Annotated in this window: 22 protein-coding genes; 16 read left to right on the top strand and 6 right to left on the bottom strand. The window is 50.1% G+C overall.

Annotated features, from left to right (window positions below):
- Window positions 1-46 precede the first annotated feature (46 nt).
- Window positions 47-1471, top strand: coding sequence for a TolC family protein (locus BLQ88_RS01610; RefSeq protein ID WP_229212521.1), 1425 nt, complete (start codon window positions 47-49; stop codon window positions 1469-1471).
- A gap of 127 nt (window positions 1472-1598) precedes the next feature.
- On the opposite strand, the gene BLQ88_RS01605 is transcribed toward BLQ88_RS01610, so the two are convergent.
- The 4 genes from BLQ88_RS01605 to BLQ88_RS01590 all read right to left on the bottom strand — a co-directional run bounded on the left by BLQ88_RS01605 (window position 1599) and on the right by BLQ88_RS01590 (window position 8639).
- Window positions 1599-3080: a RagB/SusD family nutrient uptake outer membrane protein gene (locus BLQ88_RS01605; protein ID WP_090146048.1), complete on the bottom strand. Its 1482-nt coding sequence runs from the start codon at window positions 3078-3080 to the stop codon at window positions 1599-1601.
- Between the two features lie 27 nt (window positions 3081-3107).
- Window positions 3108-6461 (bottom strand): TonB-dependent receptor, encoded by a 3354-nt coding sequence (locus tag BLQ88_RS01600; RefSeq protein WP_176884864.1) that lies wholly within the window; start codon window positions 6459-6461, stop codon window positions 3108-3110.
- A gap of 271 nt (window positions 6462-6732) precedes the next feature.
- Window positions 6733-7944, bottom strand: a complete 1212-nt coding sequence (locus BLQ88_RS01595; RefSeq protein WP_090146044.1) for a FecR family protein — start codon at window positions 7942-7944, stop codon at window positions 6733-6735.
- Between the two features lie 83 nt (window positions 7945-8027).
- Window positions 8028-8639 carry an RNA polymerase sigma factor gene (locus BLQ88_RS01590; RefSeq protein WP_090146042.1) on the bottom strand — a complete coding sequence of 204 codons (612 nt, stop codon included), beginning with the start codon at window positions 8637-8639 and terminating at the stop codon, window positions 8028-8030.
- Window positions 8640-8893: 254 nt separating this feature from the next.
- Here BLQ88_RS01590 and BLQ88_RS01585 point away from each other — a divergent pair, with 254 nt between their 5' ends.
- The 8 genes from BLQ88_RS01585 to BLQ88_RS01550 all read left to right on the top strand — a co-directional run bounded on the left by BLQ88_RS01585 (window position 8894) and on the right by BLQ88_RS01550 (window position 15342).
- Window positions 8894-10354 (top strand): TlpA family protein disulfide reductase, encoded by a 1461-nt coding sequence (locus tag BLQ88_RS01585; RefSeq protein WP_090146040.1) that lies wholly within the window; start codon window positions 8894-8896, stop codon window positions 10352-10354.
- 122 nt (window positions 10355-10476) lie between these two features.
- Entirely contained in the window at window positions 10477-10686 is a 210-nt protein-coding gene (locus BLQ88_RS01580) for a 2TM domain-containing protein (RefSeq protein ID WP_090146038.1), read from the top strand.
- Between the two features lie 31 nt (window positions 10687-10717).
- Window positions 10718-11278 (top strand): cupin domain-containing protein, encoded by a 561-nt coding sequence (locus BLQ88_RS01575; protein ID WP_090146037.1) that lies wholly within the window; start codon window positions 10718-10720, stop codon window positions 11276-11278.
- Window positions 11279-11305: 27 nt separating this feature from the next.
- Window positions 11306-11914: a carboxymuconolactone decarboxylase family protein gene (locus BLQ88_RS01570; protein ID WP_090146035.1), complete on the top strand. Its 609-nt coding sequence runs from the start codon at window positions 11306-11308 to the stop codon at window positions 11912-11914.
- 36 nt (window positions 11915-11950) lie between these two features.
- Window positions 11951-12763 carry an alpha/beta fold hydrolase gene (locus BLQ88_RS01565; RefSeq protein WP_090146033.1) on the top strand — a complete coding sequence of 271 codons (813 nt, stop codon included), beginning with the start codon at window positions 11951-11953 and terminating at the stop codon, window positions 12761-12763.
- Window positions 12764-13134: 371 nt separating this feature from the next.
- Window positions 13135-13941 carry a DJ-1/PfpI/YhbO family deglycase/protease gene (locus BLQ88_RS01560; RefSeq protein ID WP_090146031.1) on the top strand — a complete coding sequence of 269 codons (807 nt, stop codon included), beginning with the start codon at window positions 13135-13137 and terminating at the stop codon, window positions 13939-13941.
- A 249-nt stretch (window positions 13942-14190) separates the two neighbouring features.
- Window positions 14191-14661 carry a hypothetical protein gene (locus BLQ88_RS01555; RefSeq protein WP_090146029.1) on the top strand — a complete coding sequence of 157 codons (471 nt, stop codon included), beginning with the start codon at window positions 14191-14193 and terminating at the stop codon, window positions 14659-14661.
- A 24-nt stretch (window positions 14662-14685) separates the two neighbouring features.
- Window positions 14686-15342, top strand: coding sequence for a TlpA family protein disulfide reductase (locus BLQ88_RS01550; RefSeq protein WP_176884863.1), 657 nt, complete (start codon window positions 14686-14688; stop codon window positions 15340-15342).
- A gap of 54 nt (window positions 15343-15396) precedes the next feature.
- Here BLQ88_RS01550 and BLQ88_RS01545 read toward each other — a convergent pair whose 3' ends face one another.
- On the bottom strand, window positions 15397-15750 hold the full coding sequence (locus BLQ88_RS01545) for a winged helix-turn-helix transcriptional regulator (RefSeq protein WP_090146025.1): 354 nt from the start codon (window positions 15748-15750) through the stop codon (window positions 15397-15399).
- 95 nt (window positions 15751-15845) lie between these two features.
- On the opposite strand from BLQ88_RS01545, the gene BLQ88_RS01540 reads away from it, so the two are divergent.
- The 7 genes from BLQ88_RS01540 to BLQ88_RS01510 all read left to right on the top strand — a co-directional run bounded on the left by BLQ88_RS01540 (window position 15846) and on the right by BLQ88_RS01510 (window position 22439).
- Window positions 15846-16388 carry an NAD(P)H-dependent oxidoreductase gene (locus BLQ88_RS01540; protein WP_090146023.1) on the top strand — a complete coding sequence of 181 codons (543 nt, stop codon included), beginning with the start codon at window positions 15846-15848 and terminating at the stop codon, window positions 16386-16388.
- A gap of 166 nt (window positions 16389-16554) precedes the next feature.
- Complete coding sequence (locus tag BLQ88_RS01535; protein WP_090146304.1) at window positions 16555-17412, top strand: DUF2911 domain-containing protein; 858 nt, start codon at window positions 16555-16557, stop codon at window positions 17410-17412.
- A 60-nt stretch (window positions 17413-17472) separates the two neighbouring features.
- Window positions 17473-17919 (top strand): protein-disulfide reductase DsbD domain-containing protein, encoded by a 447-nt coding sequence (locus tag BLQ88_RS01530; protein WP_090146022.1) that lies wholly within the window; start codon window positions 17473-17475, stop codon window positions 17917-17919.
- Window positions 17920-17924: 5 nt separating this feature from the next.
- Window positions 17925-19382 carry a protein-disulfide reductase DsbD family protein gene (locus BLQ88_RS01525; RefSeq protein WP_090146020.1) on the top strand — a complete coding sequence of 486 codons (1458 nt, stop codon included), beginning with the start codon at window positions 17925-17927 and terminating at the stop codon, window positions 19380-19382.
- Between the two features lie 11 nt (window positions 19383-19393).
- A complete protein-coding gene (locus tag BLQ88_RS01520; RefSeq protein WP_090146018.1) occupies window positions 19394-20617 on the top strand; it encodes a peroxiredoxin family protein in 1224 nt (407 codons plus the stop codon).
- Between the two features lie 410 nt (window positions 20618-21027).
- Window positions 21028-21678 (top strand): response regulator transcription factor, encoded by a 651-nt coding sequence (locus tag BLQ88_RS37445; protein ID WP_090146016.1) that lies wholly within the window; start codon window positions 21028-21030, stop codon window positions 21676-21678.
- 56 nt (window positions 21679-21734) lie between these two features.
- Window positions 21735-22439: a hypothetical protein gene (locus tag BLQ88_RS01510; protein WP_090146014.1), complete on the top strand. Its 705-nt coding sequence runs from the start codon at window positions 21735-21737 to the stop codon at window positions 22437-22439.
- Window positions 22440-22504: 65 nt separating this feature from the next.
- On the opposite strand, the gene BLQ88_RS01505 is transcribed toward BLQ88_RS01510, so the two are convergent.
- The gene (locus tag BLQ88_RS01505; protein WP_143016779.1) at window positions 22505-23479 is read right to left on the bottom strand and encodes a cytochrome-c peroxidase; all 975 of its coding nucleotides are present in this window, start codon (window positions 23477-23479) and stop codon (window positions 22505-22507) included.
- Between the last annotated feature and the right edge of the window lie 6 nt (window positions 23480-23485).

Raw genomic sequence — 23485 nt, 5'->3', positions numbered from 1 at the left:
AATGATTCAACTACTTAAATATAGACGAACCTGGTGCATCTGGCTCATGGCGTGGACCTTATCCGCTCCGCTGCGTGCCCAGGACATCGCCGCCACGGATACTTCGCGCATATTTTCGGTACGCGACCTGGAAGAGCTGGTGTTTGTAAACCACCCGGTGGTGAAACAGGCCGATCTCCTCAGCGACGGCGCGCGCGCGCGGGTCATGCAGGCGCTCGGAAGCTTCGACCCGTCCCTGAAAGCCTCGCTCGACCGGAAGGTCTTCGGGGATGTGAATTATTACAACCGCTGGACGAGCGAGCTGAAAGTGCCGCTATGGGTAGCCGGGGCGGACCTGAAAATCGGTCACGACCGTAACGTAGGCAGGTATACCAATCCCGAAATGCGCACGCCGCTCTCGGGGCTCACCGGCGTGGGCATCAGCGTACCGCTCGGGCAGGGCTTCCTCATAGACGAACGCAGGAATACGCTGAAACAAGCCCGCGTGATGGTCGGCTACGCCGAAGCCGAACGGGTGGCGGAGATCAACAAGGTATGGTTTCAGGCGGTGAAGGATTACTGGAACTGGTTTGTGGCCTACCAGCAATATGTGTTCGTGCAGCGCGGCCTCGACCTCGCTACCACCCGCTACGAAGCCACGCGCAACCAGACGCTCCTCGGCGACAAGCCGGGTATCGATTCGGTAGAGGCCTACATTACCGTGCAGGAGCGCACCATTCAGCTCGAAAAAGTGCGCATCGACTTCCGGAACAAGAAGCTGCTCGTGTCCAACCACCTCTGGGACGCCGGCGGAAATCCCGTGGAACTGCCCGAAACCGCCATACCCATGCACACCGATAGCAGCACGGCTGTACCGAACGACGCGCATCTCGACGGCCTGCTTACCCACGCCGCCGGCCAGCATCCCAAGCTGCAAATGCTCGGCTACAAGGGTGCGCAGCTCACTATCGAACGAAGCTACCTGCGCGAAAAGCTCAAACCCAAGCTGAATGTAAGCGGCTCGTTGCTTACCACCCGCCGCGATTTCAGCTCTTACGTGCCGGAGTATTACGACCTCGCCTGGGGCAATTACAAAGTGGGCGTGGATTTCTCGTTCCCGCTCTTCCTGCGCGCCGAACGGGGGAAGCTCAACGAATTGAAAGTAAAACAAATGGACCTGCATTTCGACGTTCAGAATGAGAACAGACTGATCCGCACCAACATCGTTAGCTCCTTCAACGACCTGAAAGCCTACCAGGCGCAGCTGGCCGTGCAGACGCGCAGCATTGCCAACCAGGAAATATTGCTCCGGGGCGAGTTGCAGAAGTTCGATCTGGGTGAAAGTACATTGTTCCTTATCAACAGCCGCGAAACGAAGCTGATCGATATGCGCATCAAGCGGGCCGAGCTGGTGGCGGGATACCATAAATCGCTCGCCGAGCTGTATTACCAGGCCGGTACGCGGGAGCGGGAACATAATCATATGGAGTAGGTGGTTCAGACCATGTACGATGAAGAGTGGCAGGAGAAACACCCGAATATATCCAAAAATGCCCCCGGAAAGCGAAAAGGCTCCCGGGGGCATTTTTACGAAACTTCTGTAATGCTAAAATATACGTTTACTGGTAAGCAGGATGCTGGCGCAGGTTCTTGTTTACATCCAGCTCGTCTTGCGGAACCGGGAAAGCGTAATGCTTTTCAGCCGGTTTGAAATTGGTGATCCTGCTGACGATCGCATTCTGACGTTTCAAATCAAAATATGCGTGGCCTTCCAGGCAAAGCTCCCAGGCGCGTTCCTGAATGATCGCGTTCCTCAGCGTTTCTTTGGACATCGAACCTGGTACCAGCGGAGCCAGTCCTGCTCTTTCTCTCACCATATTAATGCCGCTTACCGCCGCCGCACTTGGCCCTTTTGCTTCATTTTCAGCTTCTGAATGCATCAATAGCAGGTCTGAATAACGGGTAATCGGCAGGTTTGTGGCATAGTCGCCGGTGCCGGTTGCTTTGTTATCGTCCTGGTTGATCAGCTTATTGAAATGGGGCAATGTAATGGTTTTGGGATACTCGTAAATTGTGCCATTACCACGGATGTCAGGGTAGGAAATCACGAACGTCCTGTTGCGTCGCTTATCTTTCGGGTCCATTGAATTGAAGAATTTTTCTTCGGCACATAATGAAGACCAGCCGTCCAGTCTCAACTGGTTTCCGCTGCGGATTCCCGTAAAAGTTGGAAAATCTTTGCCCAGACCAATCCCACTTTCCAGTTCCAGACTGAAAATGTACTCTTTGCCATGCTCGTTGGCAAGCGTGAACACGTCGTTATAGTTAGCGTGCAGACCGTAACCGTAAGCGGCATTTTTAATGATCTTGTCCGCTTCCGCCGCGGCCAGTGCCCAATATTCCTGCTTGTTCCAGGGCTTTCCTGCCCTTGTCAGATATGCTTTCGTCAGCATCGTCTGCGCGGCGCCCGCAGTGGCTTTTCCAATGTTCCTGCCGGTGTGCGTTGCGGGTAGCACGGAGGATGCAAATTTGAAATCGTCAATAATCAGTGTCCAAACCTGCTCATCCGTATTTTCATTGGAAGGATAAAGATCCGTCGAATTTTCAACTGTTACGTAAGGCACGTGATCAAAAAAGCGTACGAGTGTCAGGTATGCCAAACCACGAAGGAACCTTGTTTCCGCCAGGATCTGATCTTTGTTTGCCGGATTCGCATAAGTAACCTGGTCGGCATATTGGAGCACGGTATTGGCCCGGTTGACCATTTTATACAACCCGCTCCACATTTGCTTGAAACCCGTGGAGCTCGGCGTCCAGGTATATTGATCGAGCTCGGTACGCCACGCTTCGCCGGAGTTGTTGGGCCAGGATGATTCGCCCGGATACTCGGCCGCGAGCCACACCTGCCGGCCCCAGCAATCAAATGCGTGCATGGCATTATAAACCGCAATCACACCGGCCTGCATATCGGCTTCGGTTTGATAAAAGTTTTGCGGGGTCAGTGCATCGTACACTTTTTCTTCCAGGAAGCTTTCATGGCAACCCAGCAGGCTGGTCGCGAAAAGTGCGGAAGAGATCCATATTTTGAGTTTTGATTTCATATCGGTTAAAAAATTAAAACTGATCAGTTAAAAGCCCACATTCACCCCAACCAGGAACGTCCTGGCGGCAGGATATGCGTTGTAATCTACCCCGAGTTGCAGGTTGCTGTTTCCGGGTGAATTCACCTCCGGATCAAATCCTGTGTACTTGGTAAAAGTGAGCAGGTTCTGGCCCGACACGTACACGCGGCAGGAACTAATGCCTTTCGAAGGTTTGAAGGTGTATCCCAATGAAGCAGTTTTCACACGAAGGAAAGATCCGTCCTCGATCAGCCACGACGATTGTACGAGCAGCGGATTTACAGTTACCCGCGCACGCGGCACATCCGTATTCGTGTTGGTGGGCGTCCAGCGGTCCAACATCTGTTTTCTCTGGTTTCCCCAGGGTCCTGAAACATTGCTTTCCGCACGCTGGATGTTCAGGATATCGTTTCCGTAAGTTCCCTGCATATAAACCGACAGGTCAAATCCCTTGTAGGAGAAGTTGTTGGACCATCCGAATATAAAATCAGGGTTCGGGTCGCCCACGATCATGCGGTCCTCAGCCAGGTTAATGGAGCCGTTTCCGCTGCGGTCGATGAAACGGGCATCGCCGAGCTTATCATTGCTGGCTGATCTCGGGCCGGCGTCAAACTGGGCCTGGTCCTGGAACACGCCATCGTATTTCAGCAGGTTCCAAACCCCCACCGGCAAGCCCGGTGCCAGCCAGCTTCCGGTTACTTTCAGATGCCCGGAAAGCTCACCCTGCGTCGTGGGTGTGTAGCCCGGGATTGCCAATACCTTGTTCCGGTTCATCGACCAGTTGGCCTGCGAATTCCATTTGAAATCACCGGTAAAAATCTCACCGCCCAGGCTCAGTTCCAGTCCTTTGTTTTGCAGGCTGCCAATGTTCCTGAAAATCGAAGCAAAACCGGAAGTTTGCGGGATGCTGATGTTCCAGAGCAGATCGGTCGTCTTTTTGTAATAATAATCAGCCACAAAATTCAGGCGGTTGCCAAACAGGTCGAGATCGATACCGAAGTCGGTCGTGGCAGTTGTTTCCCAGCGCAGATCCGGGTTGGCGATGTTGGCGGGCGCCAAACCAGAAACCAGCGCGCCGCTCAGGTCGTAATTGTAAACACCCAGCCTGGCAAGTGATTGGTAATTAGAGATATTCTGGTTACCCGTTTTACCATAGCTCGCACGTACTTTCAGGTTACTGATCGCTTCGATGGATTGGATAAACGATTCTTCGGACAACTTATAACCCACTGCTACCGAAGGAAAAAACGCCCATTTGTTGTTGGCACCAAACTTCGAGCTGCCATCCGAACGGCCTGTCAGGGAGATCAGGTATTTGTTATTAAATGTATAATTAACCCGTCCGAGAAAGGAAACCAGCTGACTTTGGTTTTTGTATGAATCGGGTGCGGTAAATGCAGCACCTGCATCCAGGTTATCCGGACCATACAAGTCGGTCAGGAAGTTGCTGGAAAATGCGCTGAACTGCTGGTCCCTATCCATTTGCAGCGTGTATCCAGCCACTGCATTGAACTGGTGCTTGTCGAAACTTTTGTTGTAGCTCAGGATATTCTCGTTCAGGTAAGATACCGAGCGGCGGCTCGACTGGCTGGCGCGCCCGTTTGCATTGAAACCATTGACAGTTTGCCGTGGCTCGTACGTCTCGCGGCTTGCCGTGGACATGTCCGTTCCCAGGGACACTTTCAGCGACAGGTCCGTGATGATGTTCCAGGTAAATGCCATCGTTCCCAGGATGCGGTCGATATTCTGGAAATCTTTTTGGAACAAAACAATGGGCACAGGGTTATGCACGGTTGAGCCGCCCGGCGTCGGGTTCAGGCGGGTGTACGTACCGTCTTGCTGGAATATGGGCACAGTAGCGGGCATAATGAGCGCCGCATTCACGGTATTGGCATTTCCACCGCCATCCCCTTCCGACCGTCCGTTGTTCCCCCACACTTTGCTGGCAGTCAGGTTGGTACTGAACATGATATTCTTGCTCAGTTTGGTATCGATATTCGCCCTGATGGACGCGCGTTTGAAATCGGAGTTTTTCAACACCCCTTTCTGGTCAAAATAGCTCCCCGATACCGCAATTTTAGTGTTCTCGTTACCGCCCGAAATGCTCAGGGTATGGTTTTGGATGGCCGCAGTCCTGAAAATTTCATCCTGATAATCCACGCCTTCGCCGAGTGTCGATGGGTCCGGGAAGTTGTAAAGATCTGCGGAGTTCGGGTAGGCCGGTGTGGCCACGCCGTCATTGGCGCGCGCCTCGTTCACCAATGTGGCAAATTCCCGCGCATTCATCATATCCAGCTTTTTGATCACTTTCTGCACGCCGTAGTAGCCATCGTAAGTCACAGAAGTTTTTCCGGCTTTCCCGCGTTTCGTAGTGATCAGCACCACCCCGTTCGCGCCGCGCGAACCGTAAATGGCGGTAGCCGAAGCGTCCTTCAAAATTTCCATGGACGCAATGTCACTCGGGTTGATAGAAGCGAGCGGGTTTTGGCCGGCGCCGTTACCACCCGCCGTCCCCCCGGCTGTAATCGGGTATCCGTCAATCACATACAACGGCTCATTACCGCTGCTTAGCGAGTTACCGCCCCTGATCCTGATCGAAACGCGGCCGCCAGGGGCCGACGAACCTTGCGTTACCTGCACCCCGGCCGCACGTCCCTGAATAGCCTGATCGAAAGAAGTCGTCGGCAGCCTTTTCAGGTCTTCCGCTTTAATGGAGGAGATAGAACCGGTTAAATCGCTCTTTTTCTGCGTTCCGTAGCCGACAACCACCACTTCTTCCAAAGCCTTGTCGTCCGTTTTCAAGGTCACATCCAGTGTAGTCCTGCTGCCCGCTTCAATTTCCTGCGTCAGATAACCCACGTAGGAAAATACCAGTATGCTCCCCGTTTCGGTAAGATCTATCTGGTACTCGCCTGCTATATTGGTGGTAGCACCTTTGGACGTGCCCTTCACCACGATATTGACACCCGGCAAGGCCTCGCCTTTTTCATCACTCACTTTGCCGCTTATCGATTGCAGAATCGCAGGATTCTGTTCCGGTTTTGCATGCGTTTGCGCCTTTGTCATTTCTTTCTTTTTAATGACAATGTTCTTTTTAAAAACCTTGTAGGAAAGCGGCAGATCGGCAAAAAGCTGGTTCAGGGCCTGGTCTATGGTCGCATTTTTAAGGTTAATCGAAACCAACTGCGTCGACGGCAAATCGAGCTTGTCGTACAGGAAAAGGTATTCCGTCTGGCTTTCGATGGCTGCGAAAGCTGCTTCAATGGAAATGTTCTTTTTCTCCATCGAGATTTTCTGACTGTACCCCACAGCAGTTACCTGCGTGAAGGTTGCCATCAGTAATAGCGTCACCAGTTTCATAGTCAGGCATAGTTTGGCTGGTATGGCTATCCGGTAAGATAGTCCACGCCTTAGTAAAGATTTTAATATCATATATTTGGGTAGAATTTAGGTTTAAACGTTAATCGCTTTTGAACGGGCATTTTAATGGATCGGCCTGGGTTTTACAGGGGAAATGTTCGTAGCATTTTCCCTGTTTCAAGACCAAAAGCATCTCGTCGGCGGCTCTCTGGATTGTCTCATTTTTTTGAAGGTTTATTGATTTTAATTTTCGAACGCTAATTATTATACGTTAACGGTTTTTTGCCGAGACAACTACCTGCCCGTCTTCCATAGCGCACCCCACTCCGGCGTAATTCAGCATTTGCAGCAGCTCCGAGATGTTGACGTCCATAGGGATTTTGCCGGTAAACTGCCTCACCGGCACCGCGCCTTCATACCTGATTTCCACATCGTACCATCTGGCTACGCTTTTCATGACTTGCTGGATACCGGCGTCGCGGAAATAGAAAAGCCCTTTTTTCCAGGCAATAGCCGCTTCCACATCAACCGGGGAAGTGGTGATGTTGCCGGATGTGCCGACGGCGGCCTGCTGTCCTGGTTTCAGCCGCTGGTTTTTGCCGTTATTCGTGACCAACACAGCCCCTTCGACCAGCGTGGTCCTCGTTTCGGGCTCCCCCTTGTAGGCCATTACATTGAAGCTGGTACCCAATGCTTCCACCTCCGTTCCACCGAAGACCACTTTGAACGGCCTGCTTCTGTCTTTTTGCACTTCAAAGAAAACCTCCCCGGTAACCTCTACTTTCCGTTCGCTTTTCGGGAAGGTGGCGGGGTATTTGATAGACGACAATGCATTGAGCCAAACCTTACTTCCGTCCGGTAAAAGCAATTGGTACTGCCCGCCTTTCGGCGTTGCAAGCATATTGGTGCGGTTTACAGGTTGGTCGCTTCCGGCATTTTCAGCATTGTAAACCAGCTGGCCGTTCTCTTTTTTACTGATTTTGGTATCGCCCTGGGTGGCCAGCAAACCATTGGCGGCGCTATCCAGGATAATCGTGGAACCGTCGGCCAGTGTCAGCAATGCACGGTTGCCTCCCGGTGGTAAGTCCTTGATCTGCGGCTTACTGACGGCCACTTTTTCTTTTCTCTTTTCCTGATTAAAACGTTGATAGGCTCCAAATCCAATCACCAGGATCACCGCCGCGGCAGCCCATCGCCACCAGCCCGACCACCGATAGGAAGTTGTTGCGTATTCTGCCTCTCCGCTATCTTCTTCGTGCGTATTGGTAAGGATGAAATTCAGGATTTGGTCGCTTTCCTGCTTTGTGAAGAACGTATCTCCGTCATTTTGCTCTTTCCATAACTTTCCCAACAACTCGTCGAGCTGGCGGTCGTGTTTTCCTTCCCGGATGATGTCCATCAGCTCGGCCGTCTGCTCGCTGGTAGCTTCTCCGGAATTGTACAGATCAAGTAAAAAAAACAATCTGGCGGAATAATCATTCATAGGTAACAGTATTGCAGGCTATACAAACATTTCGTTTATATAGAAGACAAAAAGCCTGTCGAAACGGAGGTAGTGAAATATGATTATGTTCTAAAAAAATTGAACATAATAAATAGCATACTGATATTCAAACTCTTACGAATGTAACAAGTGATGGATTCTGTTGAAATCTGCAAATATTTTTTTACAGTTTTCTGAGAAATACTCAGGCGCCTGGCGATTTCAGCGTATTGTAGTCGCTCGTGACGGCTTAGTAAATACACTATTTTTTGTTGTTTCGGAAGCCGGTCAATCGCCTGGTCCATCAAGCGGTACCGGTCCGTTTCATCACCGGCCTCGTCGGATTGCAGGTCGTATTCCCACGCATCCAGCGGCGCAATCAGTGCCTGTTCAGCAGCCAGTTTTTTGAGACAGTTAAGCGCGTGGTTTTTGGCAATTACGGACAGATATGCCTGGAAATTATTGATTTCAGCCAATGAAAACCGGTTTGTCCAGATTTTCAGGAACACATCCTGCACCACTTCCTGCGCAAGTTCATCCGATTTCACGAGCCTGAAAATATAGATCCCCAGCTTGTGATGGTATTGATCGAACAGCACCCTGAATGCCCTTTCATCACCATATCCGATTCTTTGCAGCAATTCCTTTTCATCAATAAAAGGAGCCGGATAGGAAGTTTTGCTGTATAAAGTCATTAGGTGCCCTGTATATTAAAAAGTATCAGTCACATCAAAGCATTTTTGTAACCCGTAATATAAAGCGATAGCATGACAAATTTAATGTTTAAAACTGTTATAACCACATTTTAACTTCGTATGGTGTAGCGACGTTCATGGAGGAGCTTGTTTCGGGGAGCTTACTTTTGAAAGCATTTTTGGGTTAGTTAACTTGTCGTGTCCGACAATTCCATATCTTTGAATATAATATATTCTTATATATATAGGTAGGTATGAAAGTATTCGTGAGTTTTCTCTTGATGTTCACTGTCAGCATCGTTTGTGCTCAAAATACTGATAAAACAACCGACAAGCTAGTTTTGGAGGGCACTATTACCGTACACATCAAGTATGTGACTCAGTCGGAGAATGTTCTCGTAAAGTTGGGGACATACCACAGCTTTCCCAGGAATGACGTAAGTCTCGTTCCCGACACTTTGACCCGTGCTCATGATGAAATTTACCTAACAAGTCCCTGCCGAAATTTGGGGCTTTCTTTCCTGCATATAGCGGACTCAACTTACAGGGTTGTGGGAGCGCCCGGAGATACAATTGATGTGTCGATTTTGGCTGATGTAAGTAAAGCGACCAGTCAGTCTCTTGTGTCCTTTGAAGGAGAAAATAAAGAAATCCAGCAATACTACCAGTTGAAAACAAGACGGTTTGGAGATCCCATACAAGAATGTATGAATGCAGGAATGAGTGCTGTGGACCTGGTTCCGTTTCAGGCAAAAATGGATGAAAGCTATGCAGCCCAATATGAGCTTTGGAAAGAGTTCCAAAATGCACATAAGCTTCCCGATTGGTTTATTACCTATGAAACAAACGCATTGAACTATACCGATGCCTGGCTTAGGATATACATGGTTTGGTATCAAACCATGTACCAAAAGAAAAATCAGGTAATCCCTGAATCCTATTATGCATTTAAAAACAGGGTCAAGGTGAAGAACGAAACCATTATGTACCAGTATGAATACCTTCGTTTTCTCCGCGAGCAACTGTTCTGGCAGATGCGCCAATCCGATCGTTCACTGGGGTTGAAGAATCCCGCAGATTACGCAAAGGAAGAGTTAGGTGAAAACATGGGTTCTTTCTTCGAGATTTGGGAGTTGAGCGGTTCTGTTGACAATCCAAACTCGGTCGAAACAGAATTCAGCAAGCACTTTCCCGCCAATTATCAATACCTGGTTGACTTTATAAAGCACCGCGCAAAAGCAACTAAACGACTTCTAAAGGCTGGCAACAAAGCTCCGAATTTCGCTTTGGTAGATTTGAATGATTCCTTGGTAACCCTTAACCAGTACCGGGGACAGGTAGTATATCTCAGCTTCTGGTTCACAACGTGCGGACCTTGCATCCAAGAAATCCCTTATGAAAATAAGCTTGTGGAGCATTTCAAGGGTAAGCCGGTCAAGATAATCAGTATATGTACCGGCACGCCGGGTGCGGCAGATGATCAGCAGATTGCCAAATGGAGGGCTACCTCCGAAAGATTCGGCCTGAAAACAATAGATTTATTCGCCAACCGCTCCTGGGCAACCACGCTGGCTAAAAATTATATGGTAAGCGTGTACCCACATTATGTTCTGATCGGAGCTGATGGAAACATTATCGAAAATTTTGCTGACCGACCTAGCCAGGGTGTGGCCTCCAAGATCGAGAAGGCGCTGACTGAGACTTCAAAGCACTGAACCTCAGACGCTCACGCACCTCCACCACAAATTACCACATCATTAATTTTGACGCATTTGTGTCAGGTACGCCTGCCTTACGGGTGGCAACTTTGTATTGTCAATTTAAACATGATAATGCAATGGAAAAGCACATCTTAACCGTCGATCACAAAAAGGGTTTCAACATTCACCTGCTGGTGTTCTTGCTTACCGTACCGGCCATCTGGCTCATCTGGTCCCTTACCAACCAAACCTACATCTGGCCATTGTGGCAAACAGGCGCCTGGGCGATCGGTATCATCTTCCATTACCTGGGGGTATTTGTATTCAAAAAAGCAAAAAGACACTAAACCATTCACAACCTTTCAAAACATCCAAATCATGAACACGCAGCCAAACACATTCAGACGCATTGTCACCGGCCACGATGCAGACGGCAAAGCCATCATTATTTCCGACGCGGCGCCCGTGCATACCCAGCTCGTAGGCGGCCCCGGGGGGCCTACATTCTACGAAGTTTGGCATACGGTGGAAACGCCGGCATTGATCCACGCGCAGCCCGACGAAGTAGACGAAGACAGACTGATATTGCCGCCTCCCGCAAATGGTACCCGCATCCGGGTGATCGATTTCCCGCCGGAAGGCGATGCGATCCGAAACCTGACCGGCGCCGATGCCGCCGCGAAGTTCAAAGCAATGGGCGATGAAAAAGCTTCGACCTCGCACGAAGGCGCGCCGCACCCACTCATGCATAAGACCGAAACGATCGATTACGGCATTGTGCTGGAAGGCGAAATTACCCTCGTCCTCGACCGCGCGGAAACGCTGATCAAAGCCGGAGACATTGTGATCCAGACCGGTACCAACCATGCATGGGCCAACCGTTCCGATAAAGTTTGCCGCATTGCCTTTGTGCTGATCGACGGCCGGTTCATTGATTGATCCTCTCATTTCCAAAAACTTAAAATCATGCGTATCAAACCATTAGCACCGGAAGCGCTTCAAGGGGAAGTCCGTTTCGTGCACGACGAAATTGCCAAACTGATCGGCCATAGCCAGGGTCAGGTAAATATGATGGACGCCGACGGCGCGCTGGTGGGGCCATTTCCGCCGATGCTGCATTATCCGCAATTCGGAATACCTGCATTGACATTCCTGCGCTCGCTGGACAATCACGCTACGCTGCCGAAACGGGTTCGGGAAGTGGCCATCCTTACCGTCGGCGGCAAGCTCGGCGCCCGCTTTGAACTCTACGCCCACGAAATTATGGCCGAAGCGTTCGGTGTTCCTCAATCGGTGATCTCCACGCTGGCGTCAGGCGGCAGCCCGTTCGCGATGGGCGATCAGGAAAGCGTTGCGCACGACATTGCCCGCACACTCGTAAGCGGCCACATTGTTCCCGACGCTACTTACAGGCTCGCCGTAAAACTGTTTGGTCAGGATGGCGTAGCAGAGCTCTTCTTCCTCGTAGGCGGATATTGCCTGATAGCCACCATATTAAATGGGTTCGATATTCCTGCGCCGGTACAAGTAATTCAAGAAAACACGGAATCCGCCGAACACCGTCACACAAAGTAGGCAAACTCATTTTTTAACAATCAAATTTTTAGTCAAATGAAAAAGACGATTTCGTCACTGCTATCCGCAGTGCTTGCAGTTTTCGCGTGCTCATCCTGTGCAAAAAGCGATGAGCCCACCATTTCAAAAGCCAATACCTACGTGCTGGTGCACGGGGCATGGCAAGCTCCCTACGTCTGGGACGCCGTAAGGGCGGATCTGGAAAGTAAGGGCAACAAAGTGATCGTAGTGGAGCTTCCCGGCCACGGAAGTGACCATACCCCGACGCATACGCTCAGCCTTGACGTATATACTAATAAGGTAGTTGAAGCAATCTCAAAAACCGATGGTAAAGTAATCCTGGCAGGCCATAGCATGGGCGGTATGGTGGTGACCAACGCAGCGGAAAAGATTCCTGCGAAAATCAGCAAACTGGTGTACATCGGCGCATTTGTTCCTGCTTCGGGACAAAACCTGGGCGAGCTCTCGCAGAGTGACCCGGACTCCAAACTCGGCGCGCAGCTTGTCCTCTCCGCAGATCATCTTACGCTCGACGTGAAGCGTGAAGCGCTGACCGCATTGTTTATCGGCGATGGCTCACAAGCCGCGAAGGACCAGGTACTGGCCCACTACCGCGCAGAACCGTCGATCCCATTCGGCGATAAAGTGACTCTGACCGATGCCAACTTCGGCTCGGTGGAAAAGGCCTATATCAAAACGACGCAGGATGTGGTGATCAGCCCGGGCTTGCAGGACAAAATGATTGCCACGGCTAGTATCAAAGCGGTATACCCGGTGAATACCAGCCATTCGCCCTTCCTGTCGCAGCCGCGCACCATCTCGGACCTGCTCATTAAAATCGCGCAGTAGCACGGCCATGAAAGCAAAAATGAATTTCTCACCCTATCGATGGCTTTCATTCGGTGTAATGACGAGGTATGATGTAAAAGAAAGCCACCGGAAAGCGTTTCAGCAAGCATTGAAAAGTTAAGCTCTCGCAGTTTGCCGGTGACAGCACCCGTTTTGTCACCTACGAAAAATTCAGGAGTGAAGATGGTTTTCAGTACCACCTGAATTTCCCGCCGATACAGCCGGTAATCGATTATCTCAATACCAGCATTCTGGAACAGCCTTTCCAGAAAGGGCTTCACAGGCTCATAGCATTGCCGGCAACGGGTGGCCGGATTAGAATTCATAGTTCAAAAAATTAACATCAAAACTCTTTTAAATCAATTCCAACAATGAAAACGATCAAACAATTGACAGTAGCAAGTCTTGTGGGCCTCTCAGCGGTAGCGAATGCGCAAGCCCAGGACAAATCAAATGCAGCAGCCGACTACGAACTGTCGGTTCTGAACAAACTCGGATCACCGGCGGCGGTTGTCAACATGCCGGTGTCGCAGCTGCTGAATGCACCGGGAAATGAAGCTTTACGCGCATTCTTCTTTACACCTGTTCAAAACAAAGCATTACTGAAAGGCAAACGCATTGCCGTGCTGGCCGCGGATGGGTTCGAAGAAATAGAGTTGCTCGGGCCGGTGTGGTATTTCCGCGAGCTGGGCGCACAGGTGGACATTGTCGCGCCGAAATTTGTCCCTGCACCTGAGCGCTACGGACTCATGTTCCCCGAAATGGCCAAAACCCATATCATGGCCATTCAATACTTGCAGCCCGTCGGCTGGATTAAGTTCGACCGGACCGCCGACCAGATCAAAGTGGCTGATTATGACGCGGTATTCATCCCTGGCGGTGCCTGGAACCCGGATAACCTCCGCCAGGACAAGGACGTGATCAAATTCATCCGCGATTTCAATGCATCTGGAAAGCTGATCGCTGCGATATGCCATGCGCCGGTGGTATTGGCGTCGGCCGACATTCTCAACGGCCGCAAGCTGACCGGCTACTGGAACATCCAGGTCGATTTGAAGAATGCCGGTGGAACCGTTCTCGAACAACCGGTGGTGACGGACGGCAACCTGATCACCAGCCGTCACCCGATCGACGTCGCCGATTTCTCGCGAGCCGTTGAAAAGTGGCTGACCAAGTAACGATGTAAGGCCGAGCCTGAATAACCATTCATCACCATAAGGATCATGCGCCTGTTTCGCGTGCCGGGAATAATGCCCGCGCAGCGAGCCAGGCTTCATGATTTTACTGATCATACTCAATGGACCAAAACCTTGCAACAAAACAATAAAATTTTGCGTCTTAAAGTAGCGAACCCGCAGCTTTTCCAAACACGTTTACCCTTTTGAGTGATAAGTATCAACCAAGTTCATTTAAAACGTCAAGCCGCCATGAAAATTCATTTTATTTTGCTTGGAGTATCAGTGGCATTAATTTCAGGATGCCAGAAGAAAAACACCGAACTTGATCCCGTTTACAATCCCCTCTCCGGAGTTTACAGCGGCGAAATCACTTACGTATCACTTGATGATGACGGCAACGTTAACCCTGACTACCCGATCGAAACGCACGCTGTAAACTTTGAAATTGACGGCGCCAAATTTAACCGGCCAGAATGCGGCTGCGCAGGTGCGATTTCCGTTGACGAAATTCAAGGGACGACCCTCTTTACCAGCAGTGATAAGGCTTGTGAGGATCAAGGAAGTGCAAACGGCCAAAGTTGGTCTTTTACGAACGACATCATGGGCAAATTCAAGTTTAAAATCCATGGCGATACGTTAAACCTCAGTAGCATCTCTGGTAGCACAAAAAACCCCGCAAGCCTGCACAAACAGATCGTGGCTATCCGTCAAAGCTTTTAGACGTTGAAAACGATAATGATTCAAATGGGAAGACTTCTCTTAGCCTTAGTTATCATTACACTTAACCAAATAGCTCATGGGCAAGAAACTACGCTGGAATCTTGCGGCACGGCACTTTACAAGGCTAAAAAAAATGTTTATGATAATGATGTAGCCCGAAAGTCAGGCTTGAAGTCGTTAACTAGTGCTTCACTGCTCAGCTTGCGAAAACTCGAAAATGACTGGTCTGATTGCGTCCGAAACAAATCGATTCCCAACCTCAGCTTCACCACAATCGATTGCAAAAAGTTCAACGACTCGAATTTAAGAGGCAAAGTATTAGTGATTAACTTCTGGTTTAAATCTTGCGCCCCTTGTGTGGCTGAAATGCCGGCACTCAATAAATTGCGAAACGAGTTTAAAGGAAGGGATGTCGTGTTTATTGGATTTTCAACGGATGCTGAACATGCGCTGAAAGCGGATTACCTGAACTCATCGAAGTTTTTATTCAACATAGTATCCAACTCTGGGGACGTGGCTGATAAATTCTATTTTGATGGCTTTCCAACCACATATATTGTAGATCAAAACGGTAAAGTTGTAAAGGCCTGGACAGGTTATGCGGTTGGACTGGCAGATCCATATTCAATCGCAAAGCCGCTAATCAATCGATTGCTGGCACGTAAACGGAAGGATATGTAAATTGACTTTATTTGAAACAGACCTTCGGCAGCTGAAACTTTGCCGGTGCCGATTTTACAACCCCTTGTGCTTATCGCCCCAAATTGAAAGTTGATCAATAATGGGTTTAAGCTCGTATCCGATTGTTGTGAGCTCGTAATCGACCCTTGGCGGGACCTCCGCATGAACAACACGGGTGACTATTTTGTTGTCTTCAAGCTTTCTCAATTGAAGTGTTAACATGCGCTCAGTGATGCCCGGCAGCAGCTTTTTCAATTGCCCGAATCTTAATTTGCCATTCATCAGCCAGGCTATAATGGCTAGCGACCATTGACCGCCAATGATATTGGCCGCATAAACTTCGGAGCATTCATCGCTTAACGCTGCCTTGTTAGCGAAGTTGGTAGAACTAACCTTCACTTTTGACATTACTTACATTTTTTATAGTACCCTACATTAGGTAGTCAAGTTACAATGTTAAGGGTTACCGCCATAATTTTGAAAAAAAATCAAAACAGGCAGTAATGAAGACATTGGTAATCGTCATCCATCCCGACATCAACAGTTCAATAGTAAACAAGCAGTGGCTCGAAGCATTAAACAGGTTTCCCGAAAAGTTCACTATTCATTCATTGCACGAAGCCTATCCCGACGAAAAACTGGACGTTCCCGCGGAACAGCGGTTAATAGAGCAACACGACCGCATCATCTTTCAATTCCCCTTTTACTGGTTCAACTGCCCGCCACTGTTGAAAAAGTGGCTGGATGAAGTGATGACGTACGGCTGGGCATACGGAAGCCGGAGCGGGTACAAGATGGCCGGTAAAAAAGTGGCCCTGGCAATTTCCCTTGGTATTGACCAGCATGAGTACAACCACTCGGCAAGGTACAAGTACACCGTTGAAGAACTAACCCGCCCTTTTGAGCTCAGCTTCGAATACGTAAAAGCAGATTACCGGCCATTCTTCGGGTATTATGGCATCGAACTCGACTCCTCCAAAGAATGGATTGATAGCAGTGTCGATGAATATCTTCACTTCCTGGACACATTTGCAAAGTCGGTGTAAGTTCTCGTAGAAGCACGGCGGCGTCTGGAACATGTCCATTGTCAAGTCCGGTTGCCGGTAGCCATTGTCTAACCCGGCGGCGATTGTGTCCGTTTGAGGGGGTTTTCACCATGCGCGTCCGATGGCCCGGCCTACTTTTGAACCAGAAATCAAAACGAAACAAATTATGAAATCAAATCGTGATCTTCTGGTAGGCCTTTTCCTTTTTCTGTTGATTAATTCCGCCGCAATGGCACAGGTGCCGGGCCTGCCCAATGCGAGCAGCGCCCAGACGATCGTTCAGGACGTGGGCCTGGGACAGGTGAAAGTAACCTACTCCAGGCCGAATGTAAAGGGTAGAAAGGTCTTTGGCGCCCTGGTACCGTACAATGAGGTCTGGCGGACGGGTGCCAATACAGCCACAATATTAAGCCTTCCACAGGACGTTAGCTTCGAAGGACAGAAAGTACCGGCGGGAGACTATTCCTTGTTCACTATTCCCGGCAAGGAGGAGTGGACCATCATTATTAATAAAGCCAGCAAGGAATGGGGTGCGTATAGTTACGATGCTCAAAAAGACCTGGTCCGTTTTAAGGTGAAAGCCGCCCAAATCGCAACACCGGTAGAAACTTTCACCATTTCATTTGCCAATGCCGGGGCTGAATCGACGGATTTGCAGCTTACCTGGGAACACACCACGGTATCGGTGCACCTGCTGGCGGACGACGACGCCAGGATTACCGCCAATATCGAGCAGCTCATGCAGGCTGACCATAACGAAAATCTCGTCTATTTCAATTGCATTCAATACTTTATCAACCATAATAAGGATGCCGACAAGGCGCTGGGCTGGGTAGTAAAGGCGAAAGCCGACGTGCCAACGAACCCTGCCTATGATCTGTTCAAATCCCGTTTGCTGTTACGCAAGGGTGATAAGCCCGGCGCGATCGCAGCAGCACAAGCAGGCATCAAATTAGCTACGGAGCGAAAGTTTGACGAGTATATCCGGCTCAACGAGCAAGCCTTGGCCGAAGCCAGAAAATAACCCCGTGCCCGCGGGCATACCCCTGCGGGACTTCACCTTCACCTTCACCTTCAAATATTTATGAAAACTTTCATCATCGCCCTGGCCGCGCTCGTGCTTGGCGCAGCCGCCAATGCCCAGATACTGAAACCTGTTAAGTGGAAATATACCGTCCAAAAAGTGTCCGCTACGGAAGCTGTCGTTTCCATCAGCGCAAACATTGATAAAGGTTGGCACATCTACGGGCTGACAGTTCCCAATGACGGCCCCGTTAAAACGACAGTCACATTCGATTTCGATAAAGCTTCTTTTCCGGTTGGTAAAATCATAGCGCCCAAGCCGCTGAACCACTTCGAGGAGACCTTCAACACAACCGTGAGCTACTACGAGAAATCGGTGACTTTCCAGCAAAAATTCCGGATAACACCCAAATCAAAAGCCATCCGGGGCAGCATCGAATATATGGTTTGCAATAACCTTCAATGCCTTCCTCCCGATACCGCCGAATTTGAAATACCCATCCATTAACAGCCATGAAAACACTCATCGATCAATTGTCCGGCATATTTCTCACCGGATTTGCAGGCGGACTTACCGCCCTCTTATTACCCTGCATTTTTCCAATGCTTCCGCTCACTGTCGGATTTTTTACAAAGAGGCACAGCAGCCGGGCCAAAGGGATCCGCGACGCGGCGATCTACGGATTCTCGATCATTGCGATCTATGTCGGGTTGGGGATGCTGATTACGGTGCTGTTTGGCTCTGATGCCCTGAACGCCCTGTCCACCAACGGTATCTTTAATTTTGTGTTCTTTTTACTGCTGATTGTTTTTGCTGCCTCGTTTTTTGGCGCATTTGAAATCGTACTGCCCGGCAAATGGGTTAACAAGGCGGAAGAGAATACGGCCAGAGGCGGTTTTTCGGGAATATTTTTCATGGCTGCGGTATTGGCGCTGGTGTCGTTTAGCTGTACAGGACCGGTGATCGGCACCTTGCTGGTGCAGGCCGCTACCTCCGGCGAACGCCTGGGACCTGCAACGGGGATGTTCGGCTTCTCTCTGGCGCTGGCCTTACCATTTGTACTTTTCGCGATTTTTCCTTCGTGGCTCGGTAACCTTCCCAAATCCGGCGGCTGGCTTAACAGCGTAAAGGTTTGTCTCGGGTTTCTTGAACTGGCCCTCGCATTGAAATTCCTCAGTAATGTCGACCTGACCTATCATTGGCATTTGCTCGACCGGGAAGTATTTCTCGTGCTTTGGATCACCATTTTCGCCCTGGCCGGGTTCTACCTGTTGGGTAAATTGAAATTCGTTCACGACAGCCCGCTCGCCCATATCTCGTTTCCGCGTTTAGTGATGTCCGTTATTGTTTTCGCATTCACGGCCTACATGATACCCGGCTTGTGGGGAGCTCCGTTAAAATCCATTTCGGCATTCCTTCCACCGCAGACCAGTCAGGATTTCGATCTGTACACGTCCGCTCTGGTACCTTCTGCCGGAAAGTCGGAGGCGGTAGCGACTGAAAGCAAGCATAAGTACGGCGACTTGTTTGATAAACCATTAAAGCTCGACCCGTTCTTCGACTATGAAGAAGGCCTGGCCTATGCCAGAAAAGTGCATAAGCCGGTGCTGATCGATTTCACGGGACATGCCTGTGTAAACTGCCGGAAGATGGAGGCGGCCGTTTGGCCCGAGCCCCAGGTTTACCCGCTGATCCGGGATAGCTATGTGCTTATCCAGCTTTATGTGGACGATAAAACGGAACTGCCGGCTGCGGAACAGTACGTAAGCGCATTCAGTGACCGGAAGATCAAAACTATTGGCGGGTTGAACAGCGATATCCAGGCCAGCCGGTTCAATACCAATTCGCAGCCCTTTTACGTCCTGCTCGATCCGGATACCCAGCAGCCGATGGTTACGCCACAGGGTGCCGACTACAATGCTCAAAACTATGCCGACTACCTCAAATCAGGGTTGGCCCAATATCAATAAATAAACCCATCATGGCCATTTCAAAAGCATTATTCATTTGCGGGACACTGCTCTCAACGGCTGGTTTCGCTCAGACATCTTTGCGTGAGGGAAACTGGCGCGCGGCTATTATCCGAAAAGACGGTATAGAGATCCCCTTCGACCTGGAAGTGGCAGATACGACAGAAAACCCGAAGGTTTACGTCGTCAACGGGACAGAGCGTATTCTGCTGGAAAAAGGCGTAGCCGGCGGAGACTCGATTGTCTGGAAAATGCCGGTTTTTGAATCCTGGTTTAAGCTGAAAGCCCATGGTAATGCCAGACTCGACGGCTTTTGGGTGAGCGGTAGCGAAAACGGTGATGTGCGCATACCGATGACCGCCATCGCCGGCAAAGCCAGGTTCCCGGCAACCGCATCCGGCAATGTCTCCACGGTTTCGGGTAAATGGGCGGTCGAGTTCACCAGGCCCAACCAAACCAAACGAAAGGCGATCGCACAATTTGAGCAGCAGGGAGGCAAGGTCACCGGTTCGGTGCTTACGCCTTCGGGCGACTACCGGTACCTGACGGGCACGATGTCCGGGGATTCCCTGCGCCTGTCGACTTTTGACGGTTCACATGCGCTGATGCTTACCGCGTACTTGAAGGATGGCCAGCTCACCGGAGATTTCTATGCAGGTTTCACAGCCAGGGAAACCTGGACCGCGGTTAGAAGCGAGCGCCCTGAGCTTACGGCAATGGAAGCTGCCGTGAAGAGCGGCGAAGACAGCACAATGCATTTTGCCTTCAAAGATCTGGACGGTAGAACGGTGTCGCTTGATGATGAACGTTTTAGGAATAAAGTGGTGGTGCTGCAAATTATGGGTTCGTGGTGCCCCAATTGCATGGACGAGACGCGGTATCTGGCCGATTTTTACCAGAAAAACAATGGCAAAGATGTCGAAATCATCGCACTCGCTTACGAGCTTAGCACTAATGAAAGCCGCTCTGTTGCCAGCATGCGTAAGTTTCAGCAGCGTTTCCAGGTAGCTTATCCTATGCTCTACACCGGGGTGACGGCCAGTGACCCCGAGCGCACGGCCAAAACCCTGCCTTCGCTAACCCCATTAAAGGCATTTCCGACTACTATTTTGCTTGACCGGAGCCATAAAGTCCGCGATATCACCTCCGGATTTTACGGGCCGGGTGCGCCGGAATACCATTTGAAATATAAATCGCATTTTGAGGGCACAATTGAAAGCCTGCTCGCTAAATAGACGCGGCCCTATCGCTTGCTATGATGCTGAATGCGAAGCCGGCAAGGTGTGTACGTACATAACCTTGCCGGCTTTTATTATAATCGAACGTCCTCTGACGTAAATGTTCTTGATGTTGCCCCCCCGTAACATGCCCGTCGTAGGTGCCGGGCCAGAGTTGCAAATTTCAAGCCCGCGGAGATATAAGTAAATCGTCACGAGGCGAATAATATTCCATTCAGCGATTAGTACTGCTCTTTCATCGATCCTTCAACACGCGCGACCAGGCGAATTGTACTTTCGTTCATCGGCGTGCAGAAACAAAATCAAAAGCATTTGCAGCAATGGCAAATGCCGGTCTGAGCTGCCGGCGATAGTTTTGTCCGCATTTCAATACCGACACTTATGCTAACTTTTGCAGCCAATCTGATATGGACCGTCCAGTAATCCGTACTTATCTTGTCCACCCGCACCCGCTGGAATGCGCCGCGGTTGCTGAGTGGTTATTAAAAAGTACTTATGTTCGATTGACCGGCACAAGCGGTAGTCTGGACCGGTTCGCGCAATACATGCAACCGGGGACGGTTGAAATGGTCATTGTCTTTCACTACTGCGCCGCCGAAATCGCCGGCGAAATCTTTGCTGCCAGAAAAATTCATCCCCGGCTCAAATTCCTGCTCGCAGCACCCACATCATGCCTGGATGCGGTGCGTGGAGCCGTGCATTCGGGCGTACATGGCTACATCGATCCGGTCGCGGAGGTCGATGAATGGGAATGGGCCATCAAATCGCTTTCGGAAGGGAAAACCTATTACGGGCAGCAGGTAATGCAGCAACTCGCCGAACCATTTGCAGATCAACCGCCGAAGGAGACGCCGCCTGCCGTAAAAAATTTCCTCAGCAAAAGAGAACTCGAAGTAATGCAGCTTGTCGCCAGCGAATATTCCACCAATCGCATCGCAGATCAGCTATTTATCAGTGAAAAAACTGTGGAGACACACCGGAGAAATTTGTTCCAAAAATTGGGCGTGAAAAATTCGGTAGGTCTGACCAAAGTTGCTGTCAGGCTCGGTATTGTCTGACGGCCTTGCCAATAAGTACATCCCTTTCATACTGTTTCACTTTTTCGATCACAACTATGCTCAAACTCAATTTAACCTCCGTCTCGCTGACAATCGTTTATGGCGTCCTGATGTTCGCTTTGTCGTGTACAGACCACGAAGTGACATCCGGCAACCTGCCCGAATCCAAATGCAAGACAGTAGATGGCACAGACCGGATGTATCCCTGCGAGTTTTCCATTGAAAAAATAACCTTTCTGGGCGCTGGCGGGGTGCCCGCAGGTACAGTCACCGGATCGGAGCAGGTGCTTTCACTGCCGCGGTCATCGGCTAAGGGTGATACCTACACAGGAAATGTGGCAGGGCAAATAGGTGTGGCTACGTTTGGTGTTAAAATGACCTTGAAAAGGATCGCGTCACCGTCGTTCCCAGTCAATGAAGGGTATCTGATCGGGCTTACCCACAATACTTCCGGCAAACGCATCCTGCACACAAGTGTCGGCGGCGGCACGTATGGTGAAAGAGACCAAATCGGCTCTCCGCTTGCCTTGAACATGCCCATCGGTGAAAGTATGGATGTCGATTTCGAAATGGTATTTCCCTACCAGCTCACCAGCACCGGGTCTGGGGTTGTGCCTATCACTGTTTTCTCGTCGACATCTTTCTTTGTGGACAATGACGTTACCACATTGCAATTCCCCAGAACCACGGTTCCCTATAACTATGTGGGAAGTGTTACGGAAGCGTTTTATGAGAAATTGATAATTACATTGAAGAATTGAAGTAGCGGGCGGCGAAAAGTGCTTTTTGCCGCCCCTGCTGCTTTCTTCCTGTTTGTTAGTCACCGTTACTTCTGATTGCTTTGTGAGCCTCCCAGAGCAAGTCTTTGGCTTGTCAGCGACCTTAGAAAATTTTCCAGGTCCTGCTTGTCCTGATTGGTAAGCCCAATCGGTCTTGCCAACAGGGTATCGCGATTGATGGCGTCTGGTATAAACTTGTCCGGGTTGTCATAGTAGTCTATTACTTCCCGGAGGGTTTTAAACATGCCGTTATGCATATACGGGGCCGTCAGGGCCACATTGCGCAGTGGACCGATCTTGAATTTGCCCAGGTCGGCGCTTCTCCTGGTGATGGCTGCCCTACCGCTATCGCTCAGGTTTTTGCCATTGAAGAGTCCGATGTTTCGAAACTCGGTGTTGGCAAAGTCGCGACCGAAGTGGCATCGTACGCAATTCGCCTTTCCATTAAACAACGAAAAGCCCCGCTTTACGGATTCGCTGACAGCCGATGAATCGTCGTTTGTCTTCCAGTCATCAAAGGGGGTGTCACCCGTTTCCAAAGACAATTCAAATGCGGCCAAAGCCCTGGCGAGTAATAGCGAGGAAGGCTGCTGCTTGTATATCCGAACAAATGCGCTCTGATAGAATGCATTTGCCCGGAGCCTGCCCACCGCGCTGTCGACAGGCAAAGCCATTTCATCTCGGTTGGCAATAGGAATAAGGGCCTGCTGCTGCATTGTTTCTACCCTCCCATCCCAGAAAAGGAAGGCGGCGTCGCCCAGGTTCATCACCGAGGGAGTATTGCGTTTCCCTTTTCTTTTAAACACTCCAAGGCTTACAGCAGTTGTGTCCGCAAAGGCATTTTCCGGACGGTGGCAACTTGAACAGCTGATTTGACGAGTGGACGATAGTATGGGATCGAAAAAAAGTTGCTTGCCCAATGCAATTTCATCGGCTGGCAGAGAACGCGAATCCTGGCAGGCGTCTTGCGCGGCAAGGATGAAAATCAATAGGGCAAGTGGAAGCAATCGTTTAGTTTTCATTGCCTT

Origin of the sequence: Dyadobacter soli (genome assembly GCF_900101885.1) — a bacterium.
GTDB classification, from domain to species: Bacteria; Bacteroidota; Bacteroidia; order Cytophagales; family Spirosomataceae; genus Dyadobacter; species Dyadobacter soli.
Note: the sequence above shows the minus strand (reverse complement) of the source record. Positions and strands in the feature narration are given on the sequence as shown.